This is a genomic window from Caldicellulosiruptor obsidiansis OB47 (assembly GCF_000145215.1).
In the GTDB taxonomy this organism is placed as follows: domain Bacteria; phylum Bacillota; class Thermoanaerobacteria; order Caldicellulosiruptorales; family Caldicellulosiruptoraceae; genus Caldicellulosiruptor; species Caldicellulosiruptor obsidiansis.
The window spans coordinates 631,093-646,398 of sequence record NC_014392.1; the positions used below are offsets into that span (position 1 = coordinate 631,093).

At 35.0% G+C, this 15,306-nt stretch carries 11 protein-coding genes and 1 riboswitch; all 11 genes read left to right on the forward strand.

Translation table 11 applies throughout. The annotated features are described in order from the left end of the window. The first annotated feature begins 80 nt into the window (after nucleotides 1-80). Nucleotides 81-144, forward strand: a riboswitch (Fluoride riboswitch). A 92-nt stretch (nucleotides 145-236) separates the two neighbouring features. The 11 genes from crcB (COB47_RS02675) to COB47_RS02725 all read left to right on the forward strand — a co-directional run bounded on the left by crcB (COB47_RS02675) (nucleotide 237) and on the right by COB47_RS02725 (nucleotide 14,897). Beyond that, nucleotides 237-635, forward strand: coding sequence for a fluoride efflux transporter CrcB (gene crcB / locus COB47_RS02675; RefSeq protein ID WP_013289865.1), 399 nt, complete (start codon nucleotides 237-239; stop codon nucleotides 633-635). Beyond that, entirely contained in the window at nucleotides 632-988 is a 357-nt protein-coding gene (crcB, locus tag COB47_RS02680; protein ID WP_013289866.1) for a fluoride efflux transporter CrcB, read from the forward strand. Before crcB (COB47_RS02675) ends, crcB (COB47_RS02680) begins: the two co-directional genes overlap by 4 nt. A 120-nt stretch (nucleotides 989-1,108) precedes the next feature. Continuing rightward, nucleotides 1,109-2,374, forward strand: coding sequence for a histidine--tRNA ligase (gene hisS, locus COB47_RS02685; protein WP_013289867.1), 1,266 nt, complete (start codon nucleotides 1,109-1,111; stop codon nucleotides 2,372-2,374). A gap of 47 nt (nucleotides 2,375-2,421) precedes the next feature. Further along, nucleotides 2,422-4,206, forward strand: coding sequence for an aspartate--tRNA ligase (gene aspS, locus COB47_RS02690; RefSeq protein WP_013289868.1), 1,785 nt, complete (start codon nucleotides 2,422-2,424; stop codon nucleotides 4,204-4,206). Nucleotides 4,207-4,441: 235 nt separating this feature from the next. Next, entirely contained in the window at nucleotides 4,442-6,148 is a 1,707-nt protein-coding gene (locus COB47_RS02695; RefSeq protein ID WP_013289869.1) for a cellulase family glycosylhydrolase, read from the forward strand. A gap of 246 nt (nucleotides 6,149-6,394) precedes the next feature. Continuing rightward, nucleotides 6,395-7,336 (forward strand): ABC transporter permease, encoded by a 942-nt coding sequence (locus tag COB47_RS02700; protein ID WP_013289870.1) that lies wholly within the window; start codon nucleotides 6,395-6,397, stop codon nucleotides 7,334-7,336. Nucleotides 7,337-7,387: 51 nt separating this feature from the next. After that, on the forward strand, nucleotides 7,388-8,293 hold the full coding sequence (locus COB47_RS02705; RefSeq protein ID WP_013289871.1) for a carbohydrate ABC transporter permease: 906 nt from the start codon (nucleotides 7,388-7,390) through the stop codon (nucleotides 8,291-8,293). 101 nt (nucleotides 8,294-8,394) lie between these two features. After that, nucleotides 8,395-9,897 carry an ABC transporter substrate-binding protein gene (locus COB47_RS02710; RefSeq protein ID WP_013289872.1) on the forward strand — a complete coding sequence of 501 codons (1,503 nt, stop codon included), beginning with the start codon at nucleotides 8,395-8,397 and terminating at the stop codon, nucleotides 9,895-9,897. Nucleotides 9,898-10,058: 161 nt separating this feature from the next. Beyond that, entirely contained in the window at nucleotides 10,059-11,399 is a 1,341-nt protein-coding gene (locus COB47_RS02715; protein ID WP_013289873.1) for an ABC transporter substrate-binding protein, read from the forward strand. Then, on the forward strand, nucleotides 11,396-13,267 hold the full coding sequence (locus COB47_RS02720; protein ID WP_013289874.1) for a sensor histidine kinase: 1,872 nt from the start codon (nucleotides 11,396-11,398) through the stop codon (nucleotides 13,265-13,267). The genes COB47_RS02715 and COB47_RS02720 overlap by 4 nt, the downstream gene beginning before the upstream one ends. Next, nucleotides 13,260-14,897, forward strand: a complete 1,638-nt coding sequence (locus COB47_RS02725; RefSeq protein WP_013289875.1) for a response regulator transcription factor — start codon at nucleotides 13,260-13,262, stop codon at nucleotides 14,895-14,897. The genes COB47_RS02720 and COB47_RS02725 overlap by 8 nt, the downstream gene beginning before the upstream one ends. Nucleotides 14,898-15,306: the final 409 nt, after the last annotated feature.

The following is a 15,306-nucleotide window of genomic DNA, read 5'->3' on the forward strand; positions in this document are numbered from 1 at the left end:
TGGTAAATATCTTTACACCTATTCGAGAGTGTCACAAAAACTCTATATTGAAATCAACTGTGTTCGATGATATAATATTATTTACAGACGGCGATGGAGTCCGCTGAATAAATGCCAATGAGGGCTGATGACTCCTACAGATGCTGCAGCGGTGCAACATCTGTAGGAGTTTTTTGCGTTTTAATAATCTGTTTTTTGCCTAAATTTTATATGGCAGAGGGGGTATTTTTAACAAAATGAGAAACATTTTAGCAATTGCCATTGGTGCTTTTTTCGGAGCAGTCAGCCGGTTTTTTATATCCCAAATGAGTATTAGTCACTTTCCTTTTGCAACACTTTTTATAAACGTTGTTGGTAGTTTTGTTTTATGCTTTGTTGCAGAGATAACGGTAGAACACATAAAAATTTCAGCTGCCTTAAGACACATGATAACAACAGGTTTTATAAGCAGCTTTACAACATTTTCTACATTTGTACTTGAAATTGTGAAGTTTTTAATGAAAAGAGAGTTTACAATTGCTGTTATATATCCTCTTTTATCCATTGTACTTGGGCTTTTAGCTTCAATTTTTGGCTTTGAACTTGCAAGAGCTATTTCAGAAAGACAGCAAAAAGAGGAGTATGGGGTGGCATGAACTATCTCATTGTTGGAGTTGGTGGAGTAATTGGAGCAATCTTGAGATATACAATTGGGAAAATATTTAGAGAAGTAATGGACAAAGACCATCCTGTATCTACATTGTTTATAAACGTGATTGGGAGTTTTTTAATAGGATATTTGTCAACAAAACATCTTTCGGGTGAATACAAACTTTTTTTGATGACTGGTCTTCTTGGGGGATTTACAACATACTCTACATTTATGCTTGAAACATCAAGGTATATAAAGAGAGAAAAACACATGAAAGCCTTTATTTATGTACTTGTCTCTATCATTTTTGGAATAGTTGCAGCTGGTGTGGGAATTTGGTTAGCAAGCTTTGTCTAAGTATTACTATATTTTGATTATTTTTTAGGTCTCATCACTTGAAACCACAAATTGAATTAATATATAATTTAAATATTGCAAATTCTAATCTTCTTAATTATTTTGAGGAGAGAGTAGGAAATGAAAATCCAAGCACCAAAAGGAACAAAGGATGTGCTTCCGGAAGAAAGTTATATGTGGCAATATGTTGAGAATAAATTCAGAGAGATTTGCAAACTTTATGGCTATCAAGAAGTTAGATTTCCCACATTTGAATACACAGAGCTTTTCCAAAGAGGAGTGGGTGAGACCACTGATATTGTCCAAAAAGAGATGTATACCTTTTTGGACAAGGGTGGAAGAAGTATCACCTTAAGACCGGAAGGAACAGCGTCCACAGCAAGACTATTTATTGAGCATGGTTTTGCATCACGTCCGATGCCGCAGAGGTTTTACTACATTATTTCAGCTTTCAGGTATGAAAACACACAAGGTGGTAGGTTCAGAGAGTTTCACCAGTTTGGAATTGAGAATTTTGGTTCTTCTTCGCCTGTGACAGATGCTGAGGTAATTTCACTTGCTTACAATTTTTTTACAAGCATTGGGCTTGACAATATTACTGTGAATATCAACAGCATCGGGTGTCCTGTGTGCAGGAAGGAGTATGTGAAAAATTTAAAAGAGTATTTTTCAGCAAATTCTCAAAAGCTTTGTGCTACCTGCCATCAGAGGCTTGATAAAAACCCCATGAGAATTTTGGACTGCAAGGAAGAAAATTGCAAGCTGGTTGCAAAAGACGCACCAAAACCAATTGATTATCTTTGTGATGATTGTAAAAACCATTTTGAAAAGGTAAAGACTTACTTGGATTCAGCTATGGTTGCTTACAAGGTTGACCCATTTATTGTTCGCGGCTTGGACTACTACACCAAAACGGTTTTTGAGGTTGTGGTTACAGTCTCCGATAAAGAGCTTGCAATCTGCGGTGGTGGAAGATATGACAATTTAATAGAACAAATAGGAGGACCGTCTATTGCTGGAATTGGTTTTGCAATAGGTGTTGAGAGGCTTTTGATGCTGCTTGAACAAAATGGGCTTCTTCCGGTAAAACCACAAATTCCAGAAGTGTTTGTGGCAGTTGTAGGAGACAATAGTATCAGGAAGGCTTTTGAAATTGCAAATAAGCTCAGATTTGAAGGAATTTCAACTGTAATTGAAGAGATGTCAAGAAGTTTAAAATCCCAGATGAAATATGCTGATAAGCTTGGTTGCCAGTTTTCTATAATCATTGGAGACGACGAAATTGCAAAAGGTGTTTGCAAAATTAGAAATATGAGGACATCTTCAGAGGAGATAGTTGAAATAAAAAATGCTTGCCACTATTTGAAAAAACAAGTTCAAAAATAACAAGGATGTTTTTGTAACTTTTAAAATTTTCAAAGAAGGTGATAGGTGTGGAAAGTATTAAGGACTTTAAAAGAACAAAATACTGTGGAGAAGTGTCGCTTGAGGATGTTGGAAAAGAGGTTGTGCTAACAGGTTGGGTTGATACAAGACGTGACCTTGGCGGCATAATATTTGTTGATTTGAGGGATAGGACTGGTATTGTACAGGTTGTCTTTGATGAGAAGATGGGGGAAGAACTTTTAGACAAAGCTGACTCATTAAGGTCCGAATACTGTATTGGTATTAGAGGTATTGTTGAAAAAAGACCACCTGAGACAATAAACCCTAAAATCAAAACTGGTGAGGTTGAGGTAAGGGCACAAGAACTCAGGATATTTAGCAAGTCCGAAACCCCGCCATTCCCAATTGAAGAGGGGATAAATGTAAATGAAGCTGTAAGGCTAAAGTATAGATATCTTGATCTTAGAAGACCTGATATGCAAAAAAACTTAATGTTTAGACACAAACTTTATCAAGTGGTTAGAAACTTTTTATCCCAAAACGGTTTTATAGAGATAGAAACCCCCATGCTTACAAAATCCACTCCAGAAGGTGCAAGGGATTATTTAGTTCCGAGCAGAATATTTCCGGGAAAATTTTTTGCACTGCCACAATCGCCGCAGCTTTTCAAACAGCTTTTAATGGTTGCAGGGTTTGATAGATATTTTCAGATTGTGAAATGTTTTAGAGACGAAGACTTGCGAGCAGACAGACAACCTGAGTTTACCCAGATAGACATTGAGATGTCATTTGTTGACGTAGATGATGTAATTGAAATAAATGAAAGATTACTACAGACCATTTTTGGAGAGATGCTGGGGATAGACTTAAAACTTCCTTTACCACGACTTACTTACAAGGAAGCGATGGAAAGATTTGGTTCAGATAAACCAGATACCCGTTTTGGAATGGAGCTTGTAAACCTCACTGATATTGCAAAAAATTGCGAGTTCAAAGTTTTTGCAGATGCGGCAAACAAGGGTGGTTCTGTCCGAGCTATCAATGCAAAGGGATGTGCGATTACATTTTCAAGGCGTGAGATAGATGCCTTGGTTGAGTATGCTAAGAATTTTGGAGCAAAAGGACTTGCCTGGATAGCAGTTGAAAGTGATGGGTTAAAATCGCCAATTGTTAAGTTTTTAAAGGAAGAAGAGATAAATGAGATTCTAAAAAGACTTGGTGCAGAAGTTGGGGACCTTCTTTTGTTCTCAGCAGACAAAGACGAGATTGTATTTGACGTTCTTGGAAATATCAGACTTGAGATTGCAAGGAAATTAAACCTTCTTGACAAGTCCAAATTCAATCTATTGTGGGTGACCGAATTTCCTCTATTTGAGTACTCAGAAGAAGAAGGAAGGTATGTAGCAAAGCACCATCCATTTACATCGCCTATGGACGAGGACATAGAGTTTTTGGAGACAGACCCGGCAAAAGTCAGGTCCAAAGCGTATGACATTGTTCTAAATGGAACAGAGATTGGTGGTGGTTCTATCAGAATTCACTCAACAGAGTTACAAAAGAGGATGTTCAAGGCACTTGGCTTTACTGAAGAACGTGCACAAGACAGGTTTGGATTTTTGCTTGAGGCGTTCAAATATGGAACACCGCCACATGGCGGAATTGCATATGGGTTTGATAGACTCTGTATGCTTCTTTTAGGACTTGATTCGATAAGAGATACAATCGCATTCCCAAAAGTAAAGGATTCTTCATGTCCGCTCACAGATGCGCCATCAGAGGTTGAACCCAAACAGCTTCGCGAACTTCACATCAAAGTTGATGTTGTAAAATAACAAGAATTTTTCACGGCTCCATGTCCCTAAAAAAGCTGAAAATTTTTGGTGGGACAGGAGCCTTATTTTTTTGCAAAATTTTTACCATGTCTTAGAGCAAGATGTTACAAATATCAGATCAAAAATTTAAAACAGATATGAAAGTTTTTTAGTTCACTATTTCCTATAGTATGGATTATATTATTTATACACTATATAACAAAATAGTAATGATTAAAGGGGAGGAAATACAATTATGAAAAGAACTATTTTAAGATTTAGTAAATTCTTAAAAATAGTGATTTTAATTACTTTCACTTTGCAAATATTTACTGTGTTTGCTAAGAATACACCATATGAAAGTAGGAAATATCCACACCTTCTTGGTAACCAAGCGGTGAAAAAACCATCAGTTGCTGGCAGGCTCCGTATTATCGAAAAGAACGGTAAAAAGTATTTAGCTGACAAGAAAGGCGAAATAATTCAGCTTCGTGGCATGAGCACGCATGGACTCCAGTGGTATGGTGACATTGTAAACAGAAATGCGTTTGCTGCTCTTTCAAAAGATTGGGGATGCAATGTTATAAGGCTTGCGATGTATGTGGGTGAAGGTGGTTATGCTTCAAATCCAGGCATTAAAGAAAAAGTTGTAAAGGGAATAAAACTTGCAATTGAAAATGACATGTATGTGATTGTTGACTGGCATGTGTTAAATCCAGGCGACCCGAATGCCCAAATTTATAAAAGAGCAAAAGACTTTTTCAAAGAGATAGCTACAAGTTTTCCCAATGACTATCACATAATATATGAACTTTGTAATGAACCGAATCCAAATGAGCCGGGAGTAGAAAATAGCTTGGATGGTTGGAAAAAGGTAAAGGCTTATGCGCAGTCCATCATAAAAATGCTCAGAAGTTTGGGGAATCAGAACATTATAATTGTAGGTTCGCCCAATTGGAGTCAAAGACCCGACTTTGCAATTCAAGATCCTATAGACGATAAAAACGTTATGTATTCAGTACATTTTTATTCTGGGTCTCATCCTGTAGGTGGGTATGTTTTTGAAAACATGAAAAAGGCATTTGAAAATGGTGTGCCAATTTTTGTGAGCGAATGGGGAACAAGTTTGGCAAGCGGTGATGGTGGACCATATCTTGATGAGGCGGATAAGTGGCTTGAGTATTTAAATGCAAACTATATTAGCTGGGTGAACTGGTCACTATCAAACAAAAATGAAACATCAGCTGCTTTTGTCCCGTATGTTAGTGGCATGCATTATGCCACTTCACTTGATCCTGGCAATGATAAGAAGTGGGATATGAAAGAGCTTAGTATATCCGGAGAGTATGTGAGAGCACGGATAAAAGGGATTGCATATAACCCTATAAAGAGAGACAAAGGAATAAAATGTCCTTTTAAAGATCTCAATGAAGATAATATTTTTTATGAACAAGTAGTAAAACTTTATTCAAAAGGAATTATAAAAGGTACTTTATCTTCTAAGTATTTGCCTGATAAAAACATCACAAGGGCTGAACTTGCTGCACTATGTGTAAGATTATTGAATCTGAAAATTGAAAAATATGACGGCAGGTTTTCTGATGTAAAAAGTAGTGACTGGTACGCAGATGTGGTTTATACAGCATATAAAAATGGTTTGTTTAAACAAGAAGAAGAAAAGAAATTTTTCCCTGAAAGAATCACTAAAAGAGAAGAAGTAGCTACTTTGGCAATCGAAGTATACAAAAGATTGATAGGTAAATTAGAGGTTAACGTGGATGATATTCAAGTTGTCGACGAAGACCTTATAAAGCCTCAATATAGAGAGTGTGTGAAATTAGCAGTTTATCTTGGTATTATTGACTTGGATTCAGACGGAACCTTTGCACCAAGTAAGAGCGTTTCGAGAGGGGAGGCAGCAACAATTTTTTATAATGTTTTGAACTTAGCAGGCAAGCTATGATACATGAAATTGAAAAAATTTTTTAACAAAAAGTTGCCGGCTAAATGCTGGCAGCTATTTTTATATTATTTTGACCCTTCAATATGACAAAATATTGCACATCATAATATCAATAATTCACAAAAAGACTGCAATTTTGTCAATTCATTTTGAGAAAAACAGGATGTAAACTATAATCGAAAACCTCAAGAAAAACCAAGTCAAAAGTTTCAATAAAAAAACTCGAGAAAGGAGACGGCATCAAAAATGGCAAACGGTCAGCGCACATATCGAAGCGGGTTTTTGAGAGAACTTAACAAGAACTTTCCGCTGTTTTTAATGGCACTGCCAGGAGTCTTACTTTTGATAGCATTTTCTTACTTACCTCTGTTTGGGCTTATCATTGCATTCAAAGATGTGCACTATGATTTGGGTATACTCAAAAGTCCGTGGGTGGGTCTGAAGAATTTTGAGTTTCTTTTCAAAACACCTGATGCTTTTATTATTACAAGAAACACCCTTCTTTATAACTTTGCATTTATAGTCTTTGGGAACTTGGCGGCAATAGCAACAGCTATTGCACTGAGCGAAATGAGAGCAAGATTTATGGCGAAGTTCTACCAGTCAGTGATGTTTTTACCATACTTTTTGTCGTGGGTTGTTGTTGCATATATGGCATTTGCATTTTTAAGTATAGACTTGGGAATTCTCAACACAATGATTCTTCCAAAATTGGGCTTGCAGCCAATTGCTTGGTACTTTGAAACAAAACCGTGGCCTGTGATATTGATACTTGCAAACCTGTGGAAATATACAGGTTACAATGCAGTCATATATTTAGCAGCAATTACAGGAATTGACCCTGAATATTATGAAGCGGCTTTGATTGATGGTGCATCAAAATGGCAGCAGATAAGACACATTACAATTCCGCTTTTGTCACCGCTTGTTGTTGTACTTGTTCTGCTCGGAATAGGCAGAATCTTTTATGCAGACTTTGGACTTTTTTATCAGCTTCCAATGAACAGCGGTGCTCTTTTTGATGTCACAAATGTTATTGACACTTATGTTTATAGGACTCTCATGGGCATGAACGATATAGGAATGGCATCTGCCGCAAGTTTTTATCAGTCAATAATGGGATTTATTCTGGTGCTCACATCCAATCTCATCGTTCGCAGACTTGACCCAGAAAAAGCACTGTTTTAAGGAAAAGACTTTTGTGGGCAAACAAACAGCATGGAAAGGTGATGATAAAGTATGCACACAAAGAGCAGATTTTTACAAATATCTATGTTTTCAGAAGTGATTCTGCACATCTTTTTCGGAATTGTAACACTTGCGTGTCTGGTTCCACTATGGGCTGTTATAGCGATTTCTCTGAGCGATGACAACAAAATCAGACAAAGTGGATATAGATTGTGGCCAGTTGGTCTTAGTACAAAGTCGTATGAGTTTGTGGTATCTCAAGGTAAAGCAATTTGGCATGCATATGGCATTACTATATTTGTAACTTTAGTTGGAACAGTGTTGTGTGTACTGGTTGTTTCAATGTACGCTTATATCCTGTTCAGAAAAGATTTTAAATACAGAAAATTTTTCACATTCCTTGGTTTTTTTACAATGCTAATCAATGCTGGGCTTGTTCCTTGGTATATAGTTTGTGTAAATGTTCTTCACTTAAAAGACACAATATATGCGCTAATTTTACCTTATGTAATGAATATGTGGTATGTACTGATTTTTAGAACATATCTTTCGATGTCTTTGCCTGATTCTATCATAGAGTCAGCTAAGATTGACGGTGCAGGTGAGTTTACAACATTTTTCAGGATTGTTATACCACTTGTAAAGCCAGGTCTTGCTACAATTGCACTGTTTGCAGCTATCACATACTGGAATGATTGGTGGCTTCCATTTATGTTAGTAGAAACAGAAAAACTTTATAATCTTCAATATATGATGTACAGAGTTCAACAAAAAATCCAGTATTTGGCAGAAATTGCAGCTAAACTTGGAGCATCAGGTATAGTTCCTACTGACTTGCCGACAGAGTCAGCACGAATGGCAATGGCTGTTTTAGGGATGGGACCTATAGTTTTAGCTTACCCGTTTTTCCAACGTTATTTTGTACAAGGTCTTACAATTGGTGCTATCAAAGGTTAGAGTGATAAGTTAAAATGGGGTATAAGCTTCAGAGTTGACGATTTAAGTCAACATTCTGAAGCTTATATACAAAAAAATCAAATTGTAGGAGGTTGGTTTTTGTGAAACTCAAAAAGTTTTTTGTAATGATGCTTGTTGTTGCTTTTGTGCTCACAAGCGTAGTTGGTGTTGTCACTGGGCTTGGTGCATCTTCTTCAAAGCTTCCTTATGTTAAGCTTACTTGGTACGTTATTGGAACTCCACAAAAAGACTGGGATTTAATCAACCAAAAAGTTAATGAGTACATCAAACCAAAGCTCAATGCTGAAATCAAAATGACAATGTTTGACTGGGGCGAGTACAATGATAAGCTCCAGACAAAAATTGCAGCTGGTGAGCCATTTGACATTTGTTTTACAGCTATCTGGACAAACAACTACAGAACGAACGTAGCAAAAGGAGCATTCTTGCCACTCAACAAACCAGGAAATGACCTTCTTTCAAAGTATGCTCCAAAAACTAAAAAACTTCTTGGTGATGATTTTATTAAGGGTGCTTCCATTAACGGAATTTTGTATGCAATTCCTGCAAACAAAGAAAAAGCTCACAACTGGGGTTTCATTGTAAGAATGGACTTGGTAAAGAAGTATAAATTAGATGATATGTTCAAAAAGGTTAAAAAGTTAGAAGATTTAGAGCCATACCTTAAGATAATCAAACAAAAAGAGCCAGGTGTATATCCGCTTGGAGCATATGCTGGTGAGTCGCCAAGATTCCTTTTGGATTGGGACAAAGTTGTAGATGATGACGTTCCTGTTTCGCTCTATCCAAACAATAAGAGTACAAAGATTGTGAATGAGCTTGAACAGCCAAATACAAAGGCTCTCTTTAAGACAGTTAGAAAATATTACTTGGCTGGTTACATCAGAAAAGATGCAGCAAGCGTAACAGACTGGATGTCTGATTTGAAAGCAGGTAAAGTTTTTGTAATGCCACAATCGCTAAAACCTGGCAAAGATGCTGAAATGTCAATTTCAACAGGCTATCAATGGAAACAGATAGATATAACACCACCTGTTATGTCAACAAGAGAATGTATTGGTTCAATGCAGGCAATCAATGCAAAGTCCAAGAATCCAGAAAGAGCTTTGATGTTCCTTGAACTTTTCAATACAGACAAATATCTTAACAACCTTGTAAACTTTGGTATTGAAGGTCAACACTATGTATTTAAAGACAAAGCAAAAGGCATCATTGCTCCTGGACCAAAAGCAAAAGACTACAGCCCTGGTCTTGGTTGGATGTTTGGAAATCAGTTTATAAACTACATCTATGAAAATGAAGACCCGAACAAGTGGAAGAACTTTGAAGAGTATAACAAAAAAGCATTGCCACTTCTGAGCCTTGGATTCAACTTTGATGACTCAAAAGTAAAAACACAGGTTGCAGCATGCAAAAACGTATGGAAGCAGTATATTCCAATGCTTGAGACCGGCAGCGTTGACCCAGACAGATACATTCCAGCGGCTATTGACAAGTTCAAACGAGCAGGTGTTGACATTATTATAAATGAAGCACAGAAACAGTATGATGAGTTTCTGAAGAAAACAGGAAGAAAGAAATAATTAAAAGAAAAATTACAGACGGGATACTGGTGCAAGAATGTAGCACTGGTATCCCGTTTGTTGCTAATATTTGAAAAGAAATAGATTGTGATTTTATCTCAATATAAGATAAAATAAAAGTGAAAATATTTATACTTAAAGAATTCAGGGTTGTGATTTTTATGAAAGATTCTTTTAATAAAAGACATATACTATCAATAGGTTTTTTAGTACCTCTTATAAGTACTCTTGCGCTTATAATTATACTTATTTTGAATACTCAGAAAACAGTAGAAGAAAGTGTAACTATTGAAAATGAGGAGTTTGAGGTTAGCAAAAAAATAAGATTTTTAAGTTCATGGGGTGGGAACGACCCTTATGCCGACACACTCTCATTTGTGCTTCAGAAGTTTCAAGAAGAAAATGCCGGCATAACCATCATCAATGAATCTCTGTTTGGTGATGATTTTTTGATAAAACTTCAGACAGATTTTGCATCTGGCAACCCTCCAGATGTCTTTGGCCTTTTTCCGGGTTCTGTTCGAGACATCCTAATTCAAAGATACCAAATAGCTGATTTAACAGATGTGCTCAAAAAAGATGTAAAATGGTATCAAAGTTTTTATCCTAACATGTGGAGATATGTGACTTTCAATGGAAGGATTTATGGTGTTCCACTTGAAACAATAGTTGAGTGCCTTTTTGTTAACAAGGATATATTTGAAAGGTACAGTCTAAAAGTTCCTCAGACATTTGATGAGCTGATAAATGTCTCAAAAATACTGAAGAGCAAAGGAATTATTCCAATTGCTTTTAATGCCCAGCCAGAGGGGACATACATATACCAGAACATTATTGTTTCGATAGGAACAAAGCATGATGTAGAAAATCCGCTCAAGAGCGGCAAATTTTCATCACCCTACGTAAAAGCACTTGACTATTTAAAAATACTTTACAAAGCAGGAGCATTTCCAGATAATTACTATTCACTTACAAGCAAACAACGAAATGATTTGTTTTTGACAAAGAAGGCAGCAATGATTGTCCAGGGTTCGTGGTTCATTCCAAAATGTGACCCAAAGACGGTTGATATATATTTTTTCCCCCAGATAAGTAATACTGGGAAAAAACATTTGATTTATGGTCTTGGTGGTGGAACATTTTATATTAGCAGTCAAGCTTGGCAAGATGAAACAAAAAGAAGCTGGGCGATAAAACTTTTAAAATTCTTAACTTCTGAAAAGATTGCACGAATATTTGTTGAAAGAACAGGGTTGATTTCAAATATAAAAATTATAAATCCTCCAAATGTTAATAATCCTCTGCGTTCAAAAGCGGAAGGTTTTATAAAAGAAGCCGATGTGCTTGTTGCACCGCCTGACCATTTTGTTGACAGAATGGTTTGGGAAGAGGTTATAACCAAAAATATTCCTTATTATCTACAGGGTACAATTTCTTCAAAGTTATTTTGGGAAAAAGCAATCAAAGCGTGGGAAGAGAATATGGAAAAATTGGGTGAATGAGAATGTTTAAAATAAAGATGATTTTTAGAAACTTAATAAAATATTATCGTACCATTTCCATAGACAAAAAATTTTTAGCAGTTTCATACATTCAAATATTTATTCCAATAATACTCATTGGGGTTTTGAGCTTTAGAATTTCGTCAGATTTGATATTCAAAAAATATGTAGGCTATACCTCTGATGTTATAAAAACAGCAAGACTGAGAATTGTTGACAAAATAAATGAGCTCAATAGTATAACTCAGGATATTTTATATCAAACAGAACTTTATAATGTTTTGGACAAATCAATGAAAAATGTGGATTATTACGATGAAGTTGCTTCACTTACAAACAAGTTTCGAAAAATAATCTTAGGGCATCTTGATGTGCAATCAATAGGGGTATTCACAAAAGAGAAAAAGCTGTGTATAGTTGATAACACTTCAAAAAAAGTAGGACTTGACGAGATAATACCATCTCAAATTTCTTTTGAAAAAGTGTATGACATTGCTGCAAAAGGAAATGGAAAACCTGTTTGGTATGTGGCTTCGCTGAAAAAAGACAAAGAAAGCAAAGTGGTAATCTTGGTTTTCAGAAGCATAAATAATCCACAGACGTTAAAGTTTGAAGGAATTTTAGCTGTTATGATAAACACAGAGCTCTTTGACAAAACATTCTCTGAACTTGTTGCAGAAAAAAGCCAAGCAATTGCGGTAGTGGGTGATGATATATTTATTTCTACAAAAGGCGAGATGAATGAGAAAAAAATCTTGAAGTTTATGTCTGGTGTGAAAAATGAAAACGGGGTTGTTACATATACCTCCAATGAATATATTGTCAATGTTCTGCCAATAAAACAGGTAAACTGGTACATAGTTACTTCTATTCCAGTCAAAATATTATTTGAAGATATAGACAAGCTTAGGATGTGGCTTATAATTTTGTGTTTTTTGTCATTTGTAATAACGTCAGCGATGTCGCTGATGCTTTCTATGGACTTTTTAAAACCAATTAATGCTATTGTGGAAGCAACAAAAAGAATTAGAAAAGGAGAATACAAGACAATAGAAAATCTTGACAGAAAGGATGAGCTTGGTATCCTAATTGATAACTTTAACAATATGGTGATAAAAATAAATCATCTGATAAATTCAATTTACAAGGAACAGATAACACGAAAAGAGGCAGAACTAAAAGTTTTGCAAACCCAGCTCAATCCACATTTTTTGTTTAACATTTTAGAATCTATTAATTGGCTTGCACAGCTAAATGGTGTATCCCAAATAAGCGATGTTGTCATTGCACTTTCAAAGCTTTTAGAGGTGAATCTAAAAGAAGAGAAGTTTTTAACCTTAGAAGAAGAGATAAAATATATAACCTCATATGTTTCAATTTTGAAGATAAATTTCGGTGAAGAGAATTTAAAACTTGAAGTGGATGTGGATAGAAAAGCTTTAAAACTTAGAATTCCTAAACTGCTAATACAGCCTCTTGTAGAAAATTCTATCTTTCACGGCATACGCCCAAAAGGTTTTGGCAAGATATTTTTGGGTGGTTATATTTGGAATGATAAGCTTACCATAATTGTAAAAGATGATGGTGTTGGGATAACACCTGAAAAGTTAAAAGGGATACGTCAAGATTTAGAGGAGGACAATGAGGTCTTCCTTGAACAGGAGGGAAGATCCTATACAAGAATAGGACTTTTAAATGTGGTAAAAAGACTTAAGCTCATCTATGGAAAAGATGCAAGCTTTTCAATTGAAAGCCTACCACAAAGAGGCACTACTATAAAGATTGAGATTTTTATGGACGCGCTTTCCAAAGCGGTAGAAGAAAGCTTACAGGAATTTTCTGACGAAGGGGAAGAGGAAGATGTATAAAATTGTAATAGTTGACGATGACATGCTTATTCGGAAAGGAATAAGAAATGTTATAAGATGGAAAGATTTAGAATGTGAAATTTGCGCTGAAGCTTCAAGTGGGGATGAAGCTTTGAAAGTGATTGAAGAGGTAAAACCTGATATTATTATTACTGATATAAAAATGCCCAATATGGATGGAATAGAGCTAATTGATAAGATTAAAAATATTATTCCCCGATGCAAAATTGTCATTTTGACAGCTTACAGGGAGTTTGAATATGCCCAAAAAGCTATAAAAAGTGGGGCTTTTGATTTTCTTCTAAAACCAACGAAGGTAGAAGATATAATAAATGTGGTGCAAAAAGCCATAAACGAGATAAAGAAAGAAAAGACAATAGTTGAGGAGCTGGAAAAGATAAATAGCATTTTGAAAGAAAAACTTCCCATCTTAAGAGAGAATTTCTTGTTCAATGTCATATTTGAAATGATTTCAAATGAAGATGAAGTTCTTCAAATGGCTTCGTTCTATGAAATTGAGATTGGCAGTTTCTTGATGATTTTAGCTGAGTGCAGTACTAAAGAAAAGGGGAAGCATAACACTCATTTATATCTTTTAGGGATATCAAATATGCTAAATGATTTTTTTGGTCAAGATTTTACTATCTATACTATTTATTTAAATAACTCACAAGCAGTATATATTGTAAGTTCAAAAAGAGAACTAGAAAAAAGTGAAGAAAGGAAGTTTTTTGAACTTTTAAGCCAATTAAAGAGAGCAGCGGTGGGGTGTTTTAATATTGATTTGACACTTGCAGTAAGTACATGGGGCAGAGGCATTATACAACTTCCAGACAAATATAAAGAGTGCATAGATGCTATAAATTATAAATTTTATTTTAATGAAGAAGATATCATATATTATAAAGACCTTTCTCACTTTTTCATGTATGTAGATGATAAGAGACTGAAAAATCTAAAAAATGAAATTTTAATGAGTGTCAGATATGGCAATTATTCAAATGTAAATAATCTTTTGATTGAACTTGAAGAGACTTTAAAAAAATCAAAAGCAGATAAACAGTACATTTTTAATTTTTATTATCTTTTGCTAATTGAAATAGATATGATAAAAGCTCAGCTTTCTTCAACCATAAATAAACATGATAATCAAGAGATGTTTGAAAGTATTGATTATTTTAATGAGATTATAAAATGCAAAAGTTTGTCAGAACTCAGCAACATCTTGCGAGTATCTATCCAGCGTACAATTGAAGAAATCCAAAAGCACAACCTAAACAAAATGGGCAGTTTGATAAAAAAAGTGGTAGATTACATAAAAGAAAACTACCACTCAGGCGAGATTTCCCTCAGCGATATTTCAGAAAAATTTTTTGTAAGTCCTTCTTATTTGAGCAGGCTATTTAAAAAAGAGACAGGAAAAAACCTTTCCGACTTTATAAATGAGTATAGAATAGAAAAAGCAAAGCAGCTTTTGATTACAACCGACCTTAAAACATATGAGGTTGCGGACAGGGTTGGTATTCCAGACCCGCATTACTTTTCAAGGCTTTTTAAACGCTACACTGGCTACAGCCCTTCTGAGTACAAAGAAGGTGCAAAACAAAAAGGAGAAAAAGTAAGCGAATAAAAAATTGGGGCATGGATAAATAGCCCCTTTCATTTTTTGTGTTTTAGTTATCTGATTTCATGTTCAAAACCTTATCAGTAACCAGAGTCTTCTCAACTCACTTTTTAAAATTTAATTAAGTGTTTTTGTAAAGGTTTTCAAAAATATAGGAGCTTCTTCAAAGTTCAAAACTTTTCCATTAATATCACCTTATATTATATTCAAATAATTCAGTTATATTACAAAGAAGGTACTTTCATACAAGTTAAATTAATAGTCTGCTACTTTTGCAAAACATTCTTTGTTTTAAAGAAGGATTTTTTGAAAAAATGAAGAATATATAATATAATAATATTAGTTTGTTTAATAAACAAACTAAGTATGTTTACAAACATTTTTAAAAAAGTGGGTTTACGTTAAGAAATTATTT

Bases quoted from the DNA above. Each gene is read 5' to 3' on its own strand.
- COB47_RS02725 (WP_013289875.1), top strand. From the start codon at position 13,260: ATGTATAAAATTGTAATAGTTGACGATGACATGCTTATTCGGAAAGGA.
- crcB (WP_013289865.1), top strand. From the start codon at position 237: ATGAGAAACATTTTAGCAATTGCCATTGGTGCTTTTTTCGGAGCAGTC.
- COB47_RS02705 (WP_013289871.1), top strand. From the start codon at position 7,388: ATGCACACAAAGAGCAGATTTTTACAAATATCTATGTTTTCAGAAGTG.
- COB47_RS02695 (WP_013289869.1), top strand. From the start codon at position 4,442: ATGAAAAGAACTATTTTAAGATTTAGTAAATTCTTAAAAATAGTGATT.
- COB47_RS02720 (WP_013289874.1), top strand. From the start codon at position 11,396: ATGAGAATGTTTAAAATAAAGATGATTTTTAGAAACTTAATAAAATAT.
- COB47_RS02700 (WP_013289870.1), top strand. From the start codon at position 6,395: ATGGCAAACGGTCAGCGCACATATCGAAGCGGGTTTTTGAGAGAACTT.
- crcB (WP_013289866.1), top strand. From the start codon at position 632: ATGAACTATCTCATTGTTGGAGTTGGTGGAGTAATTGGAGCAATCTTG.
- COB47_RS02715 (WP_013289873.1), top strand. From the start codon at position 10,059: ATGAAAGATTCTTTTAATAAAAGACATATACTATCAATAGGTTTTTTA.
- hisS (WP_013289867.1), top strand. From the start codon at position 1,109: ATGAAAATCCAAGCACCAAAAGGAACAAAGGATGTGCTTCCGGAAGAA.